General features: G+C 65.9%; 22 protein-coding genes. 11 read left to right on the forward strand and 11 right to left on the reverse strand.

The genetic code is table 11. From position 1 onward, the window contains the following. Window positions 1-59: 59 nt before the first annotated feature. The 6 genes from ACMUOY_RS06015 to ACMUOY_RS06040 all read right to left on the reverse strand — a co-directional run bounded on the left by ACMUOY_RS06015 (window position 60) and on the right by ACMUOY_RS06040 (window position 4,900). Window positions 60-809, reverse strand: coding sequence for an amino acid ABC transporter ATP-binding protein (locus tag ACMUOY_RS06015; RefSeq protein WP_413891795.1), 750 nt, complete (start codon window positions 807-809; stop codon window positions 60-62). Further along, on the reverse strand, window positions 796-1,446 hold the full coding sequence (locus tag ACMUOY_RS06020; RefSeq protein ID WP_413891796.1) for an amino acid ABC transporter permease: 651 nt from the start codon (window positions 1,444-1,446) through the stop codon (window positions 796-798). Before ACMUOY_RS06020 ends, ACMUOY_RS06015 begins: the two co-directional genes overlap by 14 nt. A gap of 38 nt (window positions 1,447-1,484) precedes the next feature. After that, on the reverse strand, window positions 1,485-2,168 hold the full coding sequence (locus tag ACMUOY_RS06025; protein ID WP_413891797.1) for an amino acid ABC transporter permease: 684 nt from the start codon (window positions 2,166-2,168) through the stop codon (window positions 1,485-1,487). 24 nt (window positions 2,169-2,192) lie between these two features. Next, complete coding sequence (locus ACMUOY_RS06030) at window positions 2,193-2,978, reverse strand: transporter substrate-binding domain-containing protein (protein WP_413891798.1); 786 nt, start codon at window positions 2,976-2,978, stop codon at window positions 2,193-2,195. Then, the gene (locus ACMUOY_RS06035; protein WP_413891799.1) at window positions 2,975-3,760 is read right to left on the reverse strand and encodes a GntR family transcriptional regulator; all 786 of its coding nucleotides are present in this window, start codon (window positions 3,758-3,760) and stop codon (window positions 2,975-2,977) included. The genes ACMUOY_RS06030 and ACMUOY_RS06035 overlap by 4 nt, the downstream gene beginning before the upstream one ends. A 168-nt stretch (window positions 3,761-3,928) precedes the next feature. Continuing rightward, on the reverse strand, window positions 3,929-4,900 hold the full coding sequence (locus ACMUOY_RS06040) for a Bug family tripartite tricarboxylate transporter substrate binding protein (RefSeq protein ID WP_413891800.1): 972 nt from the start codon (window positions 4,898-4,900) through the stop codon (window positions 3,929-3,931). Between the two features lie 137 nt (window positions 4,901-5,037). Between ACMUOY_RS06040 and ACMUOY_RS06045 the strand changes: the two genes are divergently transcribed. The 8 genes from ACMUOY_RS06045 (at window position 5,038) to ACMUOY_RS06080 (ending at window position 14,141) form a co-directional block, all read left to right on the forward strand. After that, window positions 5,038-6,726 carry a long-chain fatty acid--CoA ligase gene (locus tag ACMUOY_RS06045; RefSeq protein ID WP_413891801.1) on the forward strand — a complete coding sequence of 563 codons (1,689 nt, stop codon included), beginning with the start codon at window positions 5,038-5,040 and terminating at the stop codon, window positions 6,724-6,726. Between the two features lie 210 nt (window positions 6,727-6,936). Next, window positions 6,937-7,809 (forward strand): ion transporter, encoded by an 873-nt coding sequence (locus ACMUOY_RS06050; RefSeq protein ID WP_413891802.1) that lies wholly within the window; start codon window positions 6,937-6,939, stop codon window positions 7,807-7,809. A gap of 25 nt (window positions 7,810-7,834) precedes the next feature. Further along, the gene (locus ACMUOY_RS06055; RefSeq protein WP_413891803.1) at window positions 7,835-8,731 is read left to right on the forward strand and encodes an MBL fold metallo-hydrolase; all 897 of its coding nucleotides are present in this window, start codon (window positions 7,835-7,837) and stop codon (window positions 8,729-8,731) included. A gap of 90 nt (window positions 8,732-8,821) precedes the next feature. Then, window positions 8,822-9,862 carry a methionine synthase gene (locus ACMUOY_RS06060; RefSeq protein ID WP_413891804.1) on the forward strand — a complete coding sequence of 347 codons (1,041 nt, stop codon included), beginning with the start codon at window positions 8,822-8,824 and terminating at the stop codon, window positions 9,860-9,862. An 11-nt stretch (window positions 9,863-9,873) separates the two neighbouring features. Continuing rightward, a complete protein-coding gene (locus ACMUOY_RS06065) occupies window positions 9,874-11,067 on the forward strand; it encodes a serine hydrolase domain-containing protein (protein WP_413891805.1) in 1,194 nt (397 codons plus the stop codon). 43 nt (window positions 11,068-11,110) lie between these two features. Beyond that, window positions 11,111-11,917, forward strand: a complete 807-nt coding sequence (locus ACMUOY_RS06070) for an SDR family NAD(P)-dependent oxidoreductase (RefSeq protein WP_413891806.1) — start codon at window positions 11,111-11,113, stop codon at window positions 11,915-11,917. A 68-nt stretch (window positions 11,918-11,985) separates the two neighbouring features. Continuing rightward, window positions 11,986-12,864, forward strand: coding sequence for a transglutaminase-like domain-containing protein (locus ACMUOY_RS06075; protein WP_413891807.1), 879 nt, complete (start codon window positions 11,986-11,988; stop codon window positions 12,862-12,864). Between the two features lie 71 nt (window positions 12,865-12,935). Further along, window positions 12,936-14,141: a saccharopine dehydrogenase family protein gene (locus tag ACMUOY_RS06080; RefSeq protein ID WP_413891808.1), complete on the forward strand. Its 1,206-nt coding sequence runs from the start codon at window positions 12,936-12,938 to the stop codon at window positions 14,139-14,141. A 25-nt stretch (window positions 14,142-14,166) separates the two neighbouring features. Here ACMUOY_RS06080 and ACMUOY_RS06085 read toward each other — a convergent pair whose 3' ends face one another. The 3 genes from ACMUOY_RS06085 to ACMUOY_RS06095 all read right to left on the reverse strand — a co-directional run bounded on the left by ACMUOY_RS06085 (window position 14,167) and on the right by ACMUOY_RS06095 (window position 15,564). Then, window positions 14,167-14,310: a DUF3149 domain-containing protein gene (locus tag ACMUOY_RS06085; protein ID WP_413891809.1), complete on the reverse strand. Its 144-nt coding sequence runs from the start codon at window positions 14,308-14,310 to the stop codon at window positions 14,167-14,169. Window positions 14,311-14,423: 113 nt separating this feature from the next. Then, window positions 14,424-15,038, reverse strand: a complete 615-nt coding sequence (locus ACMUOY_RS06090; RefSeq protein WP_413891810.1) for a hypothetical protein — start codon at window positions 15,036-15,038, stop codon at window positions 14,424-14,426. A 10-nt stretch (window positions 15,039-15,048) separates the two neighbouring features. Continuing rightward, the gene (locus tag ACMUOY_RS06095; RefSeq protein WP_413891811.1) at window positions 15,049-15,564 is read right to left on the reverse strand and encodes a hemerythrin domain-containing protein; all 516 of its coding nucleotides are present in this window, start codon (window positions 15,562-15,564) and stop codon (window positions 15,049-15,051) included. Window positions 15,565-15,781: 217 nt separating this feature from the next. Here ACMUOY_RS06095 and ACMUOY_RS06100 point away from each other — a divergent pair, with 217 nt between their 5' ends. Then, window positions 15,782-16,216, forward strand: coding sequence for a universal stress protein (locus ACMUOY_RS06100; protein WP_413891812.1), 435 nt, complete (start codon window positions 15,782-15,784; stop codon window positions 16,214-16,216). A gap of 45 nt (window positions 16,217-16,261) precedes the next feature. Here the strand turns inward: ACMUOY_RS06100 and ACMUOY_RS06105 are convergent, their stop codons facing one another. After that, on the reverse strand, window positions 16,262-17,182 hold the full coding sequence (locus ACMUOY_RS06105; protein ID WP_413891813.1) for a class I SAM-dependent methyltransferase: 921 nt from the start codon (window positions 17,180-17,182) through the stop codon (window positions 16,262-16,264). Window positions 17,183-17,435: 253 nt separating this feature from the next. Between ACMUOY_RS06105 and ACMUOY_RS06110 the strand changes: the two genes are divergently transcribed. Together ACMUOY_RS06110 and kdgD are read left to right on the forward strand one after the other, a co-directional pair. Beyond that, on the forward strand, window positions 17,436-18,161 hold the full coding sequence (locus tag ACMUOY_RS06110) for a FadR/GntR family transcriptional regulator (protein ID WP_413891814.1): 726 nt from the start codon (window positions 17,436-17,438) through the stop codon (window positions 18,159-18,161). A gap of 70 nt (window positions 18,162-18,231) precedes the next feature. Continuing rightward, window positions 18,232-19,143, forward strand: a complete 912-nt coding sequence (gene kdgD, locus ACMUOY_RS06115) for a 5-dehydro-4-deoxyglucarate dehydratase (protein ID WP_413891815.1) — start codon at window positions 18,232-18,234, stop codon at window positions 19,141-19,143. Window positions 19,144-19,189: 46 nt separating this feature from the next. Here the strand turns inward: kdgD and ACMUOY_RS06120 are convergent. Beyond that, window positions 19,190-19,826: IS110 family transposase (locus ACMUOY_RS06120; RefSeq protein WP_413891816.1), on the reverse strand; the 637-nt coding region annotated here is incomplete at its 5' end.

Here is a 19,826-nt window from a genome sequence, read left to right on the forward strand (position 1 = left end):
GCGCATTGAGTTTCAAATTTGACCCATGTCAATCAACCCTGTCCCGCTCAGTCGCTGCTTCAGTCGTGCAGCGACGACAAAAACTGCTTCAGCTCCGCCGTCTGCGGGTTGCCAAACAGCTCGGCGGGCGTGCCGATCTCATGCACCCGGCCCTGGTGCATGAAGATCACGCGGTCGCTGACCTTGCGCGCGAAACTCATCTCGTGCGTCACCATCAGCAGCGTCATACCTTCCTCGGCCAGGCTCTCGACCACGCGCAGCACCTCACCGACGAGTTCGGGGTCCAGCGCGCTGGTGATCTCGTCGCAGAGCAAGACGGCGGGCTCCATGGCCAGGGCGCGCGCAATCGCCACGCGCTGCTGCTGGCCGCCCGAGAGCTGATCGGCAAAGGCGCCGAACTTCTCGGCCAGGCCCACGCGCTCCAGCAGCTTGCGCGCCTGCACCTCGGCCGCGGCGCCGACCTTCTTCTTCACCAGCGTGGGCGCCAGCATGATGTTCTGGCCGGCTGTCAGGTGCGGGAACAGGTTGAAGCTCTGGAAGATCATGCCGACGTGCTGGCGCAGCTCGCGCATGGCCGCCGGGTTGTCGTGCAGCAGTGGCTTGCCGTCCACCGTCAGGCTGCCGCTCTGGAATACTTCGAGCCCGTTGATGCAGCGCAGCAGCGTGCTCTTGCCCGAGCCGCTCTTGCCGATAATGGCAATGACCTCGCCGGACTGGACCTGCAGGTCGATGCCCTTGAGCACCTCGTTGGCGCCATAGGATTTGCGCAGGGCTGTGATCTCGACGACCGGTGAGTCAGTGGGCGACATGGAGTTTTCTTTCCAGGGATTTGGCATAGCGGCTCACCGGGTAACACAGCAGGAAGTACATGAGGGCAACGCAGGTGAAGACCAGGAACGGGTTGAGCGTGGCGTTCGCGATGGTCTTGCCGACCTTGGTCAGCTCCATGAAACCGATCACCGACGCCAGCGCCGTGCCCTTGATGACCTGCACCAGGAAACCCACGGTGGGCGGGATCGCGATGCGCACCGCCTGCGGCAGGATCACGTAGCGCAATTGCTCGCCGAAGCTCAGCGCCAGGCTTTGCGAGGCCTCCCATTGCCCGCGTGGAATGGCCGCCACGCAGCCGCGCCAGATCTCGGTCAGGAAGGCGCTGGTGTACAGGGTCAGACCCACGCCAGCCGCAACCCAGGCCGACGCGTTGATGCCGAACAGGCCCAGGCCGTAATAGGCCAGGAACAACTGCACCAGCAGAGGCACGCCCTGGAACAGCTGCACGTAGCCACCGACGAAAATTTCGGCGCTGCGCCGCTTGCTCAGGCGCAGCATCAGCAGCAACAGGCCCACCACGCCGCCGCCGATGAAGGCGATCAGCGACAGCGACACCGTCCAGCGCCCGGCCAGCAGCAGGTTGCGCACGATGTCCCAAAGACTGAAATCGACCATGTCATGCCTCCCGGGGAATGCGAGCGTGGGAGCCCATGTCAGCCTCTCCCGAACAGGAACCGCGCGGCCACCCAGTTCAGCCCGTGGCGCAGTGCCACGGACAGCAGCAGGTAGATCACGCCGATGACGATGAAGGCTTCGAAGGAGCGGAAGTTGCGGCTCTGGATCAGGTCGGCCGCGTAGCTCAGCTCCTGCGTGGAGATCTGCCCGCAGACCGACGAGCCCAGCATCACGATGATGATCTGGCTCACCATGCCGGGCCAGACCTTCTTGAGCGCCGGCGGCAGCACCACCCGCACGAAGGTCTGCACCCGGTTGAGCGCGAGGCTGATCGCGGCTTCGATCTGCCCCCGGGGCGTGGCCTCGATGCCCGCGCGGATGATCTCGGCGGCGTAGGCACCCAGGTTCACCACCATCGCGATGAACGAGGCGGTTTCCGCCGACAACTTGAAACCCGCCGCCGGCAGCCCGAAGAAGATGAAGAACAGCTGCACGATGAAGGGCGTGTTGCGGATCAGTTCCACATAGACACCCACCAGCGCCTGGAGCCAGCGCGGCGCCAGCGTGTCGCCGAAGCCGCGCCCGCGAACCCAGGCGCAGGCGATGCCCAGCAGCGTGCCGACGATCACGGCCACCGCGGTGAGCGCCAGCGTCCACGCCACGCCCTTGAGCAGCAGCGGCCAGTCGGCCAGCACGGCCATGAAGTCAAGCTGGACTCTCATCGTGGCAAGCCCGTTTGCCCGGGATCAAAGGGGCAGGTCGCCGGCCGGGCGACCGAGCCACTTCTTGGCCATCGTGTCGATGTCGCCGTTCTTCTTGGCCTCGGCGATGATCTCGTTCACGCGGGTTCGCAGCTTGTCCTCGCCCTTCGCCACGCCGATGAAATTGGGGCTGTCTTTAAGGAGCAGCTTGTACTCGCTGTCGAGCTGCGGGTTCTTGGCCATCATGTTGCCGGCGACCGAGGCGCCCAGCGCTACGAACTGCACCTGCCCCGAAACGAAGGCAGCGATGGTGGCGTTGTTGTCCTCGAAGCGTTTGGTGTCGGTGGAGGGCGGGGCCACCTTGCCCAGTTCGTGGTCTTCCATCGCGCCGCGCGTCACGCCCACGGACTTGCCGGCCAGGTCGGCGAAGCTCTTGGCTGGAAGCGTCTTGGGGCCGAACACGGCCTGGAAGAAGGGCGAGTACGCAATCGTGAAGTCGATCACCTTTTCGCGCTCGGCGTTCTTGCCCAGCGTGGAGATCACCAGGTCGGCCTTGCGCGTCTGCAGCGCCGGGATGCGGTTGGCGCTGGTCACGGGCACCAGTTCCACCGCCACGCCGAGTTTTTTTCCGATGTAATTGGCCATGTCGATGTCCAGTCCGATCGGCTTGAGGTCGGTGCCGACATAGCCGTAAGGGGCCGAGTCGGTCGGGATGGCGACTTTGAGCGTCTTGGACTTCAGCACATCGTCCAATGCGGTCTGGGCTTGGACGGCGGCACTGGCCAGCAGGGCGGCGATGGCGATGGAAAAAAGGCGTTTGGTGGGTTTCACAGCAGGGCTCCGAGGTAGGTGGATGAATCAGCGGCAGGCTCCGTCAGCTTGCGGCGGCGGGCCTTGGGAGTCCTTGTATGCAAGTCTTGTGCCGCATGGGCGATCACGGCAGCGTCCGACACCGGCGCCAGAGCTTGGCGCAACTGGGCCAGCGGGTCAGTGCTGGCGTGCAGCCGCAGCGCCGCCTGCACGGAGCCGATATGCGCCGACATCAGCGCTTCGGCCCGTGCCAGCTCGCCTTGTTCCAGCGCATCGACAATTTGCACATGTTCGTCGCAGGACTGTGCCGCGTCGTGCGACGACTGGTACAGCATGGCGATCAGCGTGGTGCGCGCGGTGAAGTCGCGCAACGTGTCGGCCAGCAGGCTGTTGCCCAGGCATTCGGCCAGGCACACGTGGAAATCGCCCAGCAGGTAGCTGCGAACGCCCACATCCGTGTCTTTGAGGGCGGCCTTCTCCCGCGTGAGGTGGCTCTTGAGTTGCTTGATGGCCGTTTTGTCCACGCTCTTCATGCTGCGGATCAGTCCGGTCTCGATCACACGGCGGGCCTCGAAGGCCTCGCGGGCTTCGTCTTCGGAGGGCTCGATCACGTACCAGCCGCGCCGGGCGCTGACGGTGACGATGCCGCGCGCAGCCAGCCGCATCAGGGCTTCGCGCACGATGGTGCGGCTGCAGTCGAACAGCATCGCAAGTGGCTGCTCACCCAGGCGCGCGCCGGGGGCGAGCTTTTGGGCCAGGACGGCTTCGATGATGCGCTTGCTGATGTCGGAGGAGGTGACCATGCCGCGGTACGCAGCAGGTTCCGTGCCATTGGTATACAAGATCGGCGCACCAGCGTGGGCCGGTTTTCGGCGGACTTCCCATGCCCGTGGCACCATGCCGGTGCCACCTACCGCGCGTCGAGGCACAAAAAAACGGCGCCTCGGCGCCGTTGTTCGGGGTAGGCCGTTTCAATCCAGCCGCGCACCCGACTTCTTCACCGCCTCGGCCCAGCGCGGCATTTCCGTGGCGAGGAACTTTGCAAAGTCCTCGCTGCCCAGAAACGCCGGATCGGCCCCCTGGGTGATCATGCGGGTGCGGATGTCCGGCAGGGCCATCACCTGCCTGAAGGCGTCGCTGAGTCGGGCGACCACGTCTTTGGGCGTGCCGGCGGGCGCCAGGAAACCATAGAAGCCCACCACCTCAAACCCCTTGATGCCGGCCTCGATCACCGTTGGAATGTCGGGCAGGGCCGGGTTGCGCTCCCGGCTGGTCACGGCCAGCGCCCGGACCTTGCCCTGCTTGTGGTAGTTGGCCGCCTGAGGAATCGATTCGGCCATGAACTGCACCTGCCCCGCCATCAGGTCGGTGAAGGCCGGCGCGCTGCCGCGATAGGGGATATGCACCAGGAACAGGCCGGTTTCCGACTTGAACATCTCGGGCACCAGGTGGCTGATGCCGCCGTTGCCGGCCGAACCATAGTTCACCTGACCCGGCCGGGTGCGGGCGTAGTCCATGAACTCCCTCAGGCTGTTGGCCGGCACTTTGGGGTTGACCAGCAAGGCCAGCGGCTGCATGGCCGTGCGTGCGACGGGGGTGAAGTCCTTCAGCGTGGCGTAGGGCAGCTTGGTGTACAGCGCGGGGTTGATGACCATGACCCCCGTGTTGGCCAGCATTAGGGTGTAGCCGTCCGGGGCGGCCTTCATCACCTCCTGGGCGCCGACGGTGCCACCGGCCCCGGACTTGTAGTCGACCAGCACCGGCTGGCCCAGCACCGCCTGCAACTTGTCCGACAGCAGCCGGGCATGCTGGTCGAGCGGGCCGCCTGCCGGGAAACCGATGACGATGCGGATGGGTTTGTCCGGAAATGCGGCAGTGGCCAGTGTGCAGGCCGCTAGGGTGGCCGCAGCCAGGGCGAAACGGACGAGCGGGATGACACGCATGCAGAGACTCCTTGGGTTGGCCGGCATGATAGACGCCGGCCCCACCGGTCGCCACCGTGACAACCCCATGCCGAGGCGCGGGTCGGGTGCGGTTTAGCATGGGGCCATTCGGCGACGAGACCCCTCGGAGACACACCATGCGCGCACATTACAAGTTCTGGCCCAAGCGGCTGCCCCACCGCATCACGCCACCGGCCACGTCGCTGTGGGAAAACCTGGCGATCAGCGCACGGCGCTACCCGGACAAGGCCGCGCTGGTGTTCTTCGGCCGGGTCTTCAGCTACCAGGATGTCCTGCACAAGGCCGAGCGGCTGGCGGCGCGGCTGGCGGCGCTGGGCGTGCAAAAGGGTGACCGCGTGGTGCTCAACATGCAGAATTGCCCGCAGCTGGTGATCGCGCATTTCGCCATCCTGCGCGCCAACGCCGTGGTGGTGCCGGTGAACCCGATGAACCGCGCCGAGGAGCTCAAGCACTACATCACCGACCCCGATGCCAAAGTCGCCCTGACCACCTCGGATCTGGCTGCGGAACTCGCGCGCGCCAGCGACGCCCTGCCCGAAGGCCAGCGGCTGGCGCACCTGATCGTCACGCATTTCACCGACGCCTTCGATGGCAACGTGACCGGCGCCGACGCGCCGCCCGAGGCCTGGACCGACTGGCTGCTGACGCACCACGCGCTGCCGCCGCTGGCCGGCGGCGCGGTGCATTCGTGGCATGACGCGCTGGTCAACGAGCTGCCGCTGCCCGATCTGGCCGTCGGGCCTGCCGACCTGTCGATTCTTCCTTACACCAGTGGCACCACCGGCCTGCCCAAGGGCTGCATGCACACGCACGCCAGCGTCATGCACAACGCCATGGCCAGCGGCATCTGGGGCAACGGCACGCCGGAGAACGTGACGCTGGCCGTGGTGCCGATGTTCCACATCACCGGCATGGTCAGCGTGATGCACACCACCATCCTGGCCGGTGCCTCACTGGTCATCATGCCGCGCTGGGATCGCGAACTGGCCGGCCGGCTCATCTCGCGGTGGAAGGTCACGCACTGGACCAACATCCCCACCATGGTGATCGACCTGCTGGGCAGCCCAAGCTTCGAGAAATACGACCTGTCCAGCCTGGTCTACATCGGTGGTGGCGGCGCGGCCATGCCGCAGGCCGTGGCGCAGCGCCTGCTCGACCTGTTCGGCCTGCGGTACGTGGAAGGCTATGGCCTGACCGAAACCGCCGCCCCCTCGCACACCAACCCGCCCGATGCCCCCAAGCAGCAGTGCCTGGGCATACCGTTCATGAGCACCGATGCGCGGATCATCGATCCGGAAACGCTGCAGGAGCTGCCGCAGGGCGAGGCCGGCGAAATCATCATCTGCGGCCCGGAGGTGTTCAAGGGCTACTGGAAACGGCCGGACGCCACGGCGCAGGCCTTCATCGAACATGACGGCAAACGCTTCTTCCGCTCCGGCGACCTGGGCCGGGTGGACGAGGACGGCTACTTCTTCATGACCGACCGTCTCAAGCGCATGATCAATGCGAGCGGCTTCAAGGTCTGGCCGGCCGAGGTGGAGGCGCTGATGTTCCGCCACCCTGCCATCCAGGAGGCCTGCATCATCTCGACGAAAGACGCCTACCGTGGCGAGTCGGTCAAGGCCGTGGTCGTGTTGCGCCAGAGCCACCGGGGGCAGGTGTCCGAGCAGGACCTCATCGACTGGTGCCGCGACAACATGGCTGTCTACAAGGTGCCGCGCGTGGTGCAATTCGTCGACGCGCTGCCCAAGAGCGGCAGCGGCAAGGTGATGTGGCGCACGCTGCAGGAGCTGGAGGGGAGCTGAAACGCAATTTTCTTAGATAAATTGGCATTGACCCAGCGTCGAATGGTCATTGACTGCTATTTATTCGGGAGCTTTTTGAGTCGCGCGCCTGCTGGCCACCGCTTCAGATGACGATTCGGCGGCAAGCTCTGACGCTGAAACAGGTGACACGCCGCGCCGCACGGGCACAATCGCGCCAGTGAAACCTGCTGCATAGAAACCTTCCTTGGGATGAGCACACCTCTACAGCCTGCCAGCGACGAAAAGGCCTTGGGCAAGCCCCTGGAGGGCTGGCGGCTCAGGCTTTACACCATCATCTTCGAGGCCGACACGCGCGCCGGCCAGTTGTTCGACCGCTGGCTGATCGCGGTGATCCTGCTCAGCCTGGCCGTGGTCGTGGCCGGCAGTGTCAACGCGCTGCAGGTCCGCTTCGAGACGCCGTTCACGGTGATGGAGTGGCTTTTCACCGTGATCTTCACGCTGGAGTATGGGGCGCGCCTGGTCTGCGTGCGCCATCCCCTTCGCTATGCCACCAGCTTCTTCGGCATCGTCGATCTGCTCGCCATCCTGCCGACTTACCTGGCGCTGCTGGTGCCGGAAATGCACGCGCTGATCGACGTGCGCGTGCTGCGCCTGCTGCGGGTGTTTCGGATCTTCAAGCTCACGGCCTATCTGTCGGAGTTCCAGTCGCTGGGCAGCGCACTGGTGGCCAGCCGGCGCAAGATCATGGTGTTCCTGTCGGTGGTGTTGATGATCGTGGTGGTGATGGGCACGCTGATGTACGTGGTGGAGGGGCCGGCCAACGGCTTCACCAGCATTCCCATTTCGGTCTACTGGGCCATCACGACCATCACCACCGTGGGCTTCGGCGACATCACGCCCAAGACCGATCTGGGGCGGTTGATCGCCTCGATGATGATGTTGCTGGGCTGGGGCACGCTGGCCGTGCCGACCGGCATCGTCACCTCCGAAATGGCGGCCCAGCGTCAGCGGCGCCCGACCACCACGCGCACCTGCCACGAGTGCCTGACCGAGGGACATGCGCCCGATGCGCTTTACTGCATGCATTGCGCTGCACCGCTGCCGCCGTATCAGGACGGCTGAGAACCCGCCTTCAGGACGCCCGACAATGTTCAGACGCCTGCTGGGCCTGGTCCCGCCCGAACCCGCCTGGTTCACCCACGCGCCGCTGCCCGCATCGTCCAGCCCGGTCACGCTCAGCTACCTGGGCACGGCCGGCTTCGTGCTCAGCGCGCCCGAACGCACCGTGGTGCTGGATCCGTTCGTCACGCGTCATCCGCTGGGCCATCTGCTGGCCAACAAGCCCTTGCCGAGCGACCCGGCGCTGGTGCAGCGCCTGATCCCCAGGGCCGACGACGTGCTGATCGGCCATGCGCACTTCGACCACATCCTGGACGGCCCGGTGTTGTGCCAGCAGACGGGCGCGCGGCTCATCGGCTCGCGGGCCACCAGCATGGTGGGACGTGCCGCCGGCCTGCCGGATGCCCAACTGGTCGAGACTGCAGGCCGAGAAGACATCGCCAGTGGCGCGTGGACGCTGCGCGGCCTGCCTTCGGTGCATGGCAAGGCCCTGTTCGGCAAGATCCCGCTGCCCGGCGACATCCCCGCGCCGCCGCCCTGGCCGGCGCGCATGCGCGACCTGCGCCATGGGCAGGTGCTCAACTGGCTGGTGGACACCGGTGGGCTGCGCGTGCTGCATGTGGACTCGGCCGATTTCATCCGCGACGAGCTCCAGGGCATCAAGGCCGACCTGGTGTGCCTGTGCGCCATCGGCCGGCGCTACCGCCCGGGCTATGTGCGCGAAGTGGTGGCGCTGACGCAGCCCAAATGGATCGTGCCCTGCCACTGGGACACCATGGTCACGCCCATTGACGCGCCGCCGGAGATGCTGCCCGGCGTGGATCTGCCCGGCTTCCTGCGCGAGATCGAAGACGCGGGCGTGCAGGCGCTGCCGGTGCCACTTCTGGGCAGCCTCACGCTGCCGCGCGGACCCTTCGCCCGATGACCATTTCTTTACAGTTGCCACCGCGGTGGCGCATCGGGCCCCTGCGCGGTGCCGATGAATAATGCAGAAGAACCATCAGGAGCCCCGACCATGAAAACCCCTTCCCAGGCTTTCTCCACCACGATTGCCGGCAGTCTTCCCAAACCCGCCTGGCTGGCCGAAACCCACAAGCTCTGGCCGAAGTGGCAGGCCGAAGGCAGTGAGCTGCAGCATGCCAAGGCCGACGCCACGGTGCTGTGGATCAAGCTGCAGGAGGACGCGGGGCTGGACATCGTGGGCGACGGCGAGCAGTCGCGCCAGCATTTCGTGCACGGCTTCCTGGAGCAGGTCGAGGGCATCGACTTCGAGCACAAGGTGAAGATGGGCATCCGCGACAACCGCTACGACGCGATGGTGCCCCAGGTGGTGGCGCCGCTGCGCCTGAAGGGCCGCGTCCATGCCTTCGAAGCGCAACTGGCGCGGGCGCACACGAAGAAGAAGCTCAAGTTCACGCTGCCCGGCCCGATGACCATCGTGGACACCGTGGCCGACCGCTTTTTCGGTGACAAGGTCAAGATGGCTCTTGCCTTTGCCGAACTGCTGAACCAGGAGGCGCTGGCGCTGCAGGCCGACGGCGTGGACATCATCCAGTTCGACGAACCGGCCTTCAACGTCTACATGAAAGAGGCGGCCGACTGGGGCGTGCAGGCGCTGGAGCGCGCCGCGCAGGGGCTGACCTGCACCACGGCGGTCCACATCTGCTATGGCTATGGCATCCAGGCCAATGTGGACTGGAAGCAGACGCTGGGCGACGAGTGGCGTCAGTACGAGCAGATCTTCCCGGCGCTGGCAAAAAGCAGCATCCAGCAGGTGAGCCTGGAGTGCTACCACTCGCACGTGCCGCCGCACCTCATGAAGTTGCTGGAAGGCAAGGACGTGCTGGTCGGCGTGATCGACGTGGCCAGCGACGTGATCGAAACCCCGGAGCAGGTGGCCGACACGATTGGCACGGCCCTGCAGTTCGTGCCGAGGAACCGCCTCTTTGCCTGTACCAACTGCGGCCTGGCACCGATGAGCCGCGAGGTGGCCGAGGCGAAGCTGCAGGCGCTGGCGCAAGGCGCAGCGCTGGCCCGCCAGCGTTACGGCGCTTGAGGCACACGGCGATGCACAACCTGCCATTTGCCACGCCGGCCGACGTCGGCCTGTGTCCCCTGCGCGCCCAGCGGCTGCTCGACGTCTTGCAGGTCGAGATCGACCGGCAGCGCCTGCCTGGCGCCGTGGCCCTGGTGGCGCGGCGCGGCAAGGTGGCGTTGTTCGAGCACCTGGGCCGCCAGGACCCGGCCGCCGGCACGCCGATGACGCGCGATTCGATCTTCCGCATTTATTCGATGACCAAACCCATCGTTTCGGTGGCGACGATGATGCTCATGGAGCAGGGCCGGCTGCTGCTGAATGATCCTGTCGCGAAATACCTGCCTGAATTCGCGTCGCAACAGGTGGCGGTGGAGCAGGGTGGACAGTTCTGCCTGGAGCCGGTGGACCGAGCCCCCACGGTGCAGGACCTGCTGCGGCACACCGCCGGGCTGACCTACGAATTTCTTGGCGATGCGTCTGTGCAGCGCCAGTACACGGCGGTCAACATCGGCTCGCGCGCGCGCACCAATGAGGAGTACTGCGAGGTGCTGGCCGGCATTCCGCTGCGGTTCCAGCCCGGCAGCATATGGGAATACAGCCGCGCCACCGATGTGCTGGGCCGGCTGGTCGAGGTGGTCAGCGGCCAGCCGCTCGGCACCTACCTGGCCGAACACCTCTTTGAGCCCCTGGGCATGACGGACACCGGATTCACCGTGCCGGAGCACCATCTGAGTCGCATGGCCGAACCCTTTGCGCACGACCCCGACGGTGGCGTGCCGATGGCCGTCACCGACTTCCGCAAGCCGGGTCGCATGGAAGGCGGTGGCGGCGGGCTGGTTTCCACCGCGCGCGATTACGCCCGCTTTCTGCAGTTCATGCTGAACAAGGGCTCGCTGGACGGCGTGCGCCTGCTGGGGCCACGCATCGTGGACTACATGACGGCCGATCACCTGGGCAGCATTCCGGTGGCCGAAGGTGCCAGCGAAGCCCTGCTGCCGGCCGGCCATGGCTTCGGCCTGGGATTTGCAGTGCGCACGGCGAAGGGCATCGCCCCCACACCCGGCTCGCCGGGCATGTACTACTGGGGCGGCATTGCCGGCACGACCTTTTTCGTCGATCCGGCCGAAGAGCTGTTTGCCATCCTCATGATCCAGGCGCCGAACCAGCGCGAGTTCTACCGCCCGCTGTTCCGCGACATGGTGTATGCCATGCTGGTGGACTGAGCGATTCGCCGCAACCCTTTTCGCTGACCATACTGGAGTCTCCATGCCATCCATCGCAACACACAAGCCCACCGCCCTGGTCACCGGTGCCTCGTCGGGCATTGGCGAGGCGCTGGCCGGCCTGTTCGCCGCAGCCGGCCACGACCTGGTGCTGGTCGCGCGCAGTGCCGACAAGCTCAAGGCGCTTGCCGCCGCGTTGTCGGCACGGCATGGTGTCAAAGTCCGGGTCGAGCCCGCTGACCTGTCGAAGCCGGGGGCGGCAGAAACTCTGGCCACCCGGCTCAAGCGGGCCCGCGTTCCAGTGGACGTGCTGGTCAACAACGCCGGCGTGCTGGCGCAGGGCCGGTTTGCCGCCATGGGCGCGGCCAGCCACCAGCAGATGATCGACCTCAATATCTCGGGCCTGACGGCCATGCTGTCGGCTTTCGTGCCGCCGATGGTGGCGCGTGGCACCGGAAGGGTGCTCAACGTGGCGTCGATTGCATCTTTCCAGCCGGTACCCTCGCTGGCCACTTACGCCGCCAGCAAGGCCTACGTGCTGTCGCTCACCGAATCGCTGTCGGAAGAGCTGCGCGGCAGCGGCGTCAGCATCACCGCCCTGTGCCCCGGCATCACCGCCACCGGCATGCTGGACCAGGCGCTTGACGCCAATCCCCAGGTCTCGCGCATTCCCGGCTTTCTGATCGGCGATGTGACCGATGTGGCGCGCCAGGGCTTCGACGCCTGCATGAAGGGCGAGGTCATCTGCGTGCCCGGTGTCGTGAACCAGGCGGCCATACTGGCCTCGCGCAGCACGCCGAAATGGCTGCTGCGGCGCATCTCGGGCCTGCTGGGGCGGCAGGTTCAGTAAACGTTCGGGCCCGCGGTCGGGCCCGGTTCTTGCGGTCTCCCTGTGACGCGCACCCTTGAAAGCGAGACATGGTCCGACTGAAATTCTCGATTGAACTGAACTACGACATCACCCAGCCTGGCAGTGATTTCATCTTCAACATCCAGGCCGCGCAGACGGGCCACCAGACCGTGGTCAGCGAGTCGCTGGGCGTCAGCCAGGCTCTGCCGCTGAACCTGTACACCGATTCGGTCACCCACACCCGCTTCATGCGGCTGAAGGCGGCGAATGGCCCGCTCACGGTGCGCTATGACGCAATCGTGGACCTGAACCATTTCACTGCGCCGCCTCAGCAGGTCGGCGAAGTCTTCATCGCCGACCTGCCCGGCCCCGTGCTGCCGTACCTCTATCCGAGCCGCTATTGCCAGTCCGACCGGCTGCACCGCCTGGCAGTCAAGGAATTCGGGCATCTTTGGCAGGGCTACAGCCGGGTGCAGGCCATCCGCGACTGGGTGCAGAACCGGGTCACTTTCCGCTCCAACAGTTCCACCGGCAACACCACGGCCGTCGACACGCTGGTGGAAGAGGTGGGCGTCTGCCGCGATTTCGCCCACCTCATGATCGCGCTGTGCCGGGCGGTCAATATCCCGGCGCGCTTTGCTACGGGAATCGACTACGGCGCTGACCCGATATTGGGACCGCCGGACTTTCATGCCTACGTCGAGGTCTATCTGGGCGACCGCTGGTTCATCTTCGACCCCTCCGGCGTGGCCATTCCCATGGGGTTCGTGCGTTTCGGCACCGGGCGCGACGCGGCCGATGCAGCGTTTGCCACGATCTTTGGCGGCGTGGTCGGTGCCGCCCCAGTGATCCAGATCGAGGCCGTCCCCAATGGACAGGGTGTGCTCGTGGTACCGCAACATGTGACGCACGGGCTGTCCACCGACAGCCAGCGCGTCAGAAATTGACAAAAAGGGCGCCATCCCAGCGCGGATGGGTCATCAGCAGCTATGAATAGCGTAGTGAAAAGGAACTTGAAATGAAGAAGGCCAGGACCTACGACGTGGTGCTCTACGGCGCCACCGGTTTTGTCGGGCGCCAGACGGTGGCCTACTTCGCCGCCCATGCTGGCGGCCTGCGCTGGGCGCTGGCAGGGCGCAACTACAACAAGCTGGCGGCTGTCCGTGCCAATGCCGGCCCGGGCGCGTCGGATGCCGGCATCGTGGTCGCCGATGCGTCCGATGGACAGGCGCTGGCTGCGCTGGCGGGTGATGCACGGGTGGTCCTCAGCACCGCCGGACCCTTTGCCCTGCACGGCAGTCTGCTGGTGGCCGCCTGCGTCGCGCAGCGCACGCACTATGTGGACATCACCGGCGAAACCCCATGGGTGCGGGGGCTGATCGACCGGCACCATGAGCAGGCGATGGCCGACGGCACGCGCATCATCCCCTGCTGCGGCTTTGATTCGGTGCCATCCGACCTCGGCGCCTGGATGCTGGCCCGGCATTTCCAGGCGCTGGGCGAGGCGTGTGTCGAGGTGAAGGCTTGCTTCTCGCTGCGCGGCGGGTTCAATGGCGGTACGCTGGCGTCGGCTCTGAACATGCTCGACTCGGGGCAATCACGCGCGCTGGCCGACCCGTGGCTGCTCAATCCGGCGCAGGTGCGCCCACGGCCGGTTCCACTCGACGATGACCCTGTCGCGCCGCATCGCGATGCCGGTTTCAAGGCATGGGTGGGCCCTTTCTTCATGGGGCCGGTCAACACCCGGGTGGTTCGGCGCAGTGCGGCGCTGCTGGGCTACGGTCCGGATTTCCATTACCAGGAGTACCTGCGCTTCGGCTCCGGTGCACTGGCTGCGGCGACTGCGGTGGGCGTCAGCGCCGGCATGAATGCGTCGCAGGCGGCGCTGCGGCTGGCGCCGGTGCGCGCGCTGGCGCGGCGTCTGGCCCCCGCGCCGGGGCAGGGCCCCTCGGAAGCCAGCATGAACCGCGGCTCGTTCCGGTGCGAACTGGTGGGGCATGGCGCTGGCGGCACCGTGGCGCGGGCGAAGGTGGCGGCGGCGGGTGACCCCGGCAACCGGGCCACCACCGTGATGGTGTGCGAAGCAGCGATGGCGTTGACCCGCGCAGCCGATCTGCCGGGAGGCCAGAAGGCGGGTGGTGTGCTGACGCCGGCCAGCGGCTTGGGAACTGCGCTCGCCGAGAGACTGCGGGCCGCCGGGATGACGATGGCGGTTCAGGCCTGATTGCGGCACGACTGCCGCAAGGCGCTCAGCGTGCGGCTTTCTTCGCGTCCTCGTCCATCTTCTTCGTGAAGAAGCGGTAGAAGAAGACACCCATGCCCAGCATGAAGACGATGCCGGAAATGCTCATCAAGCCATAGTCGGTGGAAAAGAGATCGCTCAGCAGTTTCATCGTGACAGTCCTAGAGAGTTGCTCGTGCAGGCCGGCAGGCGCCGCCTGAACCCGTACTATCACTGGCCACGGGCCGAAAAGCACTGATCTGAATCAAGACTGTGCGGCCCGACTCAATTTTTCAGATAGAGCCGGTCCGACCAGGTGGCCAGCCATTGCGGCCGAAAGGCCACGAAGATGGCGGCCATCATGCCGGTCATGAAACCGTCGCCCCAGGCCATCAGCCAGCGTGCCACCAGGGACAGGCCCTGTCCGACGTGCAGCAGTTCGTGGCCGGCCATCAGCGCCAGGCTGCTCGCGGCGAAGGTGCACAGCACCGTGCCGGCAAAGCCACGGGCCAGGATGAAAACGAAGGGGTGGGTGCCGGCCCACCGACGCAGCAGGGCGCCTACGAACATCGCCAGTGTGGCGGGCACGAGGCCCTGCCAGACGACCTGCTCCAGCAGGGTATTGAAGTCGGCCGGTGCCAGCAGTCCGGACACCAGGGTCACGGCCAGCAGCACGGGAACGGCCAGCGGCCAGCCCAGCATCAGGGTCACTGCGCAGGCGCCGGAGAACTGCAGCTGCAGGGGCATGGTGTGCAGGCGTGGCAGAGCCCACAACCACGGCAGGACGACGAGGGTGGCCAGCAGGGGCGTGAGCAAGGCGCCGCCAGAGAGCAGGCGCCATGGACGGGTGGCCATCGAGATGACCAGCGCGGCCATCAGGATCGACAGTTCCAGTCCCATGCGGGGCGGCTCAGGCCGTCGCGTTGGCTTCTTCGCGCGCGCTGGGCGCGAGGTCGTCGGAACAGGTCGCCCCACCGCAACCGTGGATCAGTTCCTTGGGCAGGGCATTGGGCAGCGCGACCTCGCCGGTGGCCGGGTCAAAGCCGATGCTGCGCAGGTGCAGCGCCAGGGAGGCGTCCATGGCCTGGGCGTGGTGCGGGAACCAGATCACCAGTTCCTGCGCCATCTGGCGCACGACGCCGAGCTCACCGGCCTGGCCGCGCTTGAGACCTTCGCGCAGGACCTGCAGCACCACCTTGTGCTGCATGGTGTGGCAGTTGGACGAAGCGAAGCGGGTCGCCTGCATCCAGGCATCCTCACGGCCGAAGTGGTCGTCGGTGTGGTCGATCAGGGCGGCCCACTGGGCCAGCAAACTGTCGTCAGTGGCCGTGTTCACGGCGGCCAGCAGGTCCACGAATTCGCGGTGGGTGTCATCCATCGCCGGCAGCTCGAGCGCCAGCGCGTCGGACCATTCAAGGTGTTGCATGGGAGCATCCTGGAAAAAGATGGCGTGAGGATACGCAGGCGCCACCGGACTTGCCTTGATCCAGGTCATGCCGCAGGCCACCCGGCGGAGGTGCGTGTTCAGGCAGACGCGGGAGCGCGCCGTGATAATTGATACACGTCAAGACGCGGATCGCGCCTTCGTCACACAATGATGGGCACATGGTCTGTCCATGCAATTCAATGAGAGGAGTCGTGTCATGTTCAAGAAGATTCTGGTGCCGGTGGACGGGTCGCCCACCTCTTTGCAGGCCGTTTCCCGTGCCGTGGCGCTGGCCAAGGCGTTTGACGGCACGGTGACCGCCATCTACGTGATCGATCCCTATCCGTTCACCGGGGTGGGGACAGACTTTGCCTACGGCCAGGACCAGTACCTTGCCGCCGCCACCGCGGAGGCGCATGACGCCATCCGCGTGGCGCGCGAGGCGATCGAAGCCAGCGGCGTGGTGGTAGACACCCGCGTGGTCGAGGCGCATGCGGTCTGGCGCGGCATCCTGGACGCTGCCCGCGACCTGGAGGCCGACGTCATCGTCATGGGCTCGCATGGGCGCCACGGCATCGAAAAACTCCTCGGCAGTGTGGCGCAGCGGGTGCTGTCGCATGCCCACGGGCCGGTGATGGTGGTGCGCGACTGATCGTCAGGTGAGGGGGGGCGGCCGCGGCTCCCTGGAGCCGGACGCTCAGCCCGGCGCGCGATAGACCAGCACCTTGAGCGCACGCTCGGGTGCGCTGTCGGCAAACGCCGGCGGGTTGGTCAGCCGCTGTTCGAAGTGCAGATCGGGCGCCTGCACCTGCATCTGCTCCTGCAGGAACCCGGTCTCCAGTTCCGGTGCGTTCAGGCACAGCACGGCGTGGCCGCCGCGAGTCAGCAGGTCCGGCAGGCGGCGCATCAGCCTGGCATAGTCCTTGGTCGCGACGAAGCTGCCTTTCTGGAAGCTCGGTGGGTCCACGATGACCAGGCCGTACGGGCCGGCGCGAGTGATTTTTCCCCAGCTCTTGAAGAGGTCATGCGCCAGGAAGGCTGCGCCATCGGCGAGGCCATTGAGTGCATGGTTCTGCTGCCCGATCGCCAGCGCGCCCTGGCTCATGTCCAGGTTCACCACCTGCCGGGCGCCGGCCTGCAGGGCCACCACCGAGAAGGCGCAGGTGTACGCAAACAGGTTCAGCACCTTCAGTCCGGGGTGGGCGGCGCAATGCGCGCGCACCCAGCGTCGGCCCTCGGCCATGTCCAGGAACAGGCCATGGTTCTGCCCCTTCAGCAGGTGCACCCGAAAAAGCGAGCCGTTCTCGGTGACCACATGCGGCTCGGGCACGGCGCCGGCCATCAGGCGGGTCTCGGTTCGCCCCTCGTGGCGGCACTGGTGGACCCAGTTCAGAGCCTGTCCAGGTGCCAGTTCTGCCCAGCGCGCTGCCAGCGCGGCATCGATGGCGGCCAGTTCGTCATCGGTGGCCGGACGGAACGCGGTCAGCACCCAGACCGGCGGGAAGGCATCCAGCGCCCAACGTTCGCAGCCGGGGTGCTGCCCGCCGCGGCCGTGGAAGACGCGCCCGGCGTCGGTCGGCAGATCCAGGGTGGCGATGGTGTCGAGAAGGGCTTGCATGGGTGGAGGGCGATGGTCTGGCTGTGCGGGGCGACCCGGGATCATTCTCCAGACCGAGGGGCACGGTGTTTCGCTCGGATTATGGCTTCTGCAGCCTCTTTCCCTGCGTCAATCGGTCGTATCTTGCTATGGAAGCAGGAGTCGAGTGCTTTGGGTCGTCGTGCGGCGCCACCGGCGAGCGCCGTGTGGAGGCGTTCCTGCCAGATCGGTTGATGCAGAGTTCGTTGTACGATCTCTGAAGGATAATGCGTCCATGTCCCACCCATTCGTTCCAGCCCGCCGCACACGCTCCCTGACCGCCGACCTGGTTCAGTCGCTGGGCGACAGCATCAGGGACGGCCGCCTTCAACCTGGCATCAAGCTGCCTCGAGAGGCCGATCTGATGCAGGAATACGGCGTCAGCCGGACGGTGGTGCGTGAGGCAATATCGCGGTTGCAGGCGGCCGGCATGGTGGAGACACGCCATGGCATCGGCACCTTTGTGGTCGGGCTGGGCGACGCCACGACGTTCCGCATCGCGCCTGACCAGTTGGGCACCTTGAACGATGTCATCGCCGTGCTTGAACTGCGGATCGCCGTGGAAAGCGAGGCGGCCGCGCTGGCTGCGGCCCGTCGCGGTGAAGAGCATCTGCGAGCCATGCGGACCGCTTTGAACGCCTTCGCGGCGGCGGTCGAGGAGGGGCGCGACGCCGTCGGCCCGGATTTCCAGTTTCACCTGGAGATTGCCCGGGCCACGCAGAACCCGCGTTTCGCCGATCTGATGGGAACCCTGGGGGGCACCATGATCCCGCGTGCACGCCTCGATGTGGACGAGCCTCTGACAACGCAGCGCAGGGACTATCTGCGCCGCGTCAATGCCGAGCATGAGAGCGTCTTCAATGCCATCGCCAACCGCGATGCCGATTCCGCACGCGCGGCGATGAGAACGCACTTGGTCAACAGCCGTGAGCGCCGCCGACGTGCGGCCGTCGGACCCTGAGAAATACGGGTTAACCCCGATTCCTGTACTTGTCTTATGTTGTACGATGTCGTATCACTAGGAGCAAGCGATGACCCCCCAGGAACTCAAATCGATCATGTCCCACGGACTGCTGTCGTTTCCGCTGACGGATTTCGACGCCGAGGGCAACTTCAACGCCGGCGGCTATGCCGAACGGCTGGAATGGCTGGCCCCGTATGGAGCCAGCGCGCTGTTCGCCGCCGGCGGAACCGGTGAGTTCTTCTCGCTGACCGCTGACGAGTACCCCGGCATCATCCGGACCGCCGTGGACACCTGCCGCGGCAAGGTGCCCATCATTGCCGGCGCCGGCGGTCCGACCCGCTTTGCCATCCAGTGCGCGCAGGAGGCCGAGCGTGCCGGTGCCCACGGCATCCTGCTGCTGCCGCACTACCTGACGGAAGCTGGCCAGGAGGGCCTGATCGCTCACGTCGAGGCGGTGTGCAAGAGCGTGAAGTTCGGCGTCATCGTTTACAACCGCAATGTGTGCAAGCTGACCCCCGATTCGCTGGCCATCTTGGCCGAACGCTGCCCGAACCTGATCGGCTTCAAGGACGGCATCGGCGACATCGAACTGATGTCCTCCATCTATCTGAAGATGGGCGAACGCTTCGCTTACCTGGGCGGCCTGCCCACGGCCGAGGTCTATGCCGCCGCCTACAAGGCCCTTGGCACGCCGGTGTATTCGTCCGCCGTCTTCAACTTCATCCCCAAAACGGCAATGGACTTTTACGAAGCGGTGCGCACGGATGACATGGCCACACAGCACCGCCTGCTGAAGGACTTCTTCATGCCGTACCTGACCATCCGAAACCGTGGGCAGGGCTATGCGGTGAGCATCGTCAAGGCTGGCGCCGCGCTGGTGGGCCATTCCGCTGGCCCGGTGCGTGTGCCGCTGACCGAACTCAAGCCGGACGAGATGGCGCAGTTGGACGCGCTGATCAAAGGCCTGGGCCCGCAGTGATCCGAACCCCCTATTCAACCAAACAACCAAGCAACTGTCTTAAAAGTCAAGCCAAATGAATCGCATCGTCCCAAGGTTTGCCAGCTCTGACCATCGCGTTGAGGATGGTCAACAGCTTGCGCATGCAAGCGACCAGTGCGACCTTCTTGGGCTTGCCGGCGGCTACCAGGCGGGTGTAGAAGGCATTGAGCACGGGGTTGTAGCGCATGCCCACGAGCGCCGCCATGTAAAGGGCGTTACGCAATGCGGGTCTGCCGCCATGAATGCTGCGTTTGCCCCGGTACTGCCCGGAATCTCTGGGGATGGGGGCAACGCCTGCCAAGGCGCTGACCTCGCGGCGGGTGAGCGTACCCAGTTCCGGACATTCGCAGATCAGCGTTGCGGCCACCTTGGTGCCGATACCGCGGACCCCTTGGAGCAAGGCGCTGAGATCGGCATGGTGCTCGCTCAGATGCGTTTGAAGCTCGGCATCAGCGTCGTCGAGCTGCTTTTTGAGCAGCTCCAGCACGGTCTTGATGCTTTGGCGCGAGTGCACGTGGCATGTCTGCAGTCGCTGGCGTTCCGCTGTTTGCATGGCGATGAGCTGCCTGCGGCGTACCACGATGGCAGCCAGCAACTGCTGCTGGTCATCGGGCAGCGGCTTGACGATCTTGTGCAGGTCATCGCGAAGGCTCAACACCTGC

It is taken from the genome of Candidatus Skiveiella danica (assembly GCF_022705245.1).
In the GTDB taxonomy this organism is placed as follows: Bacteria; Pseudomonadota; Gammaproteobacteria; order Burkholderiales; family Burkholderiaceae_C; genus Skiveiella; species Skiveiella danica.

Excerpts from the sequence above, each read along its gene's own strand:
- ACMUOY_RS06015 (WP_413891795.1), bottom strand. The coding sequence starts at position 809 with ATGTCGCCCACTGACTCACCGGTCGTCGAGATCACAGCCCTGCGCAAA.
- ACMUOY_RS06020 (WP_413891796.1), bottom strand. The coding sequence starts at position 1,446 with ATGGTCGATTTCAGTCTTTGGGACATCGTGCGCAACCTGCTGCTGGCC.
- ACMUOY_RS06025 (WP_413891797.1), bottom strand. The coding sequence starts at position 2,168 with ATGAGAGTCCAGCTTGACTTCATGGCCGTGCTGGCCGACTGGCCGCTG.
- ACMUOY_RS06035 (WP_413891799.1), bottom strand. The coding sequence starts at position 3,760 with ATGGTCACCTCCTCCGACATCAGCAAGCGCATCATCGAAGCCGTCCTG.
- ACMUOY_RS06040 (WP_413891800.1), bottom strand. The coding sequence starts at position 4,900 with ATGCGTGTCATCCCGCTCGTCCGTTTCGCCCTGGCTGCGGCCACCCTA.
- ACMUOY_RS06045 (WP_413891801.1), top strand. The coding sequence starts at position 5,038 with ATGCGCGCACATTACAAGTTCTGGCCCAAGCGGCTGCCCCACCGCATC.
- ACMUOY_RS06050 (WP_413891802.1), top strand. The coding sequence starts at position 6,937 with ATGAGCACACCTCTACAGCCTGCCAGCGACGAAAAGGCCTTGGGCAAG.
- ACMUOY_RS06055 (WP_413891803.1), top strand. The coding sequence starts at position 7,835 with ATGTTCAGACGCCTGCTGGGCCTGGTCCCGCCCGAACCCGCCTGGTTC.
- ACMUOY_RS06060 (WP_413891804.1), top strand. The coding sequence starts at position 8,822 with ATGAAAACCCCTTCCCAGGCTTTCTCCACCACGATTGCCGGCAGTCTT.
- ACMUOY_RS06065 (WP_413891805.1), top strand. The coding sequence starts at position 9,874 with ATGCACAACCTGCCATTTGCCACGCCGGCCGACGTCGGCCTGTGTCCC.
- ACMUOY_RS06070 (WP_413891806.1), top strand. The coding sequence starts at position 11,111 with ATGCCATCCATCGCAACACACAAGCCCACCGCCCTGGTCACCGGTGCC.
- ACMUOY_RS06075 (WP_413891807.1), top strand. The coding sequence starts at position 11,986 with ATGGTCCGACTGAAATTCTCGATTGAACTGAACTACGACATCACCCAG.
- ACMUOY_RS06080 (WP_413891808.1), top strand. The coding sequence starts at position 12,936 with ATGAAGAAGGCCAGGACCTACGACGTGGTGCTCTACGGCGCCACCGGT.
- ACMUOY_RS06085 (WP_413891809.1), bottom strand. The coding sequence starts at position 14,310 with ATGAAACTGCTGAGCGATCTCTTTTCCACCGACTATGGCTTGATGAGC.
- ACMUOY_RS06090 (WP_413891810.1), bottom strand. The coding sequence starts at position 15,038 with ATGGGACTGGAACTGTCGATCCTGATGGCCGCGCTGGTCATCTCGATG.
- ACMUOY_RS06095 (WP_413891811.1), bottom strand. The coding sequence starts at position 15,564 with ATGCAACACCTTGAATGGTCCGACGCGCTGGCGCTCGAGCTGCCGGCG.
- ACMUOY_RS06100 (WP_413891812.1), top strand. The coding sequence starts at position 15,782 with ATGTTCAAGAAGATTCTGGTGCCGGTGGACGGGTCGCCCACCTCTTTG.
- ACMUOY_RS06105 (WP_413891813.1), bottom strand. The coding sequence starts at position 17,182 with ATGCAAGCCCTTCTCGACACCATCGCCACCCTGGATCTGCCGACCGAC.
- ACMUOY_RS06110 (WP_413891814.1), top strand. The coding sequence starts at position 17,436 with ATGTCCCACCCATTCGTTCCAGCCCGCCGCACACGCTCCCTGACCGCC.
- kdgD (WP_413891815.1), top strand. The coding sequence starts at position 18,232 with ATGACCCCCCAGGAACTCAAATCGATCATGTCCCACGGACTGCTGTCG.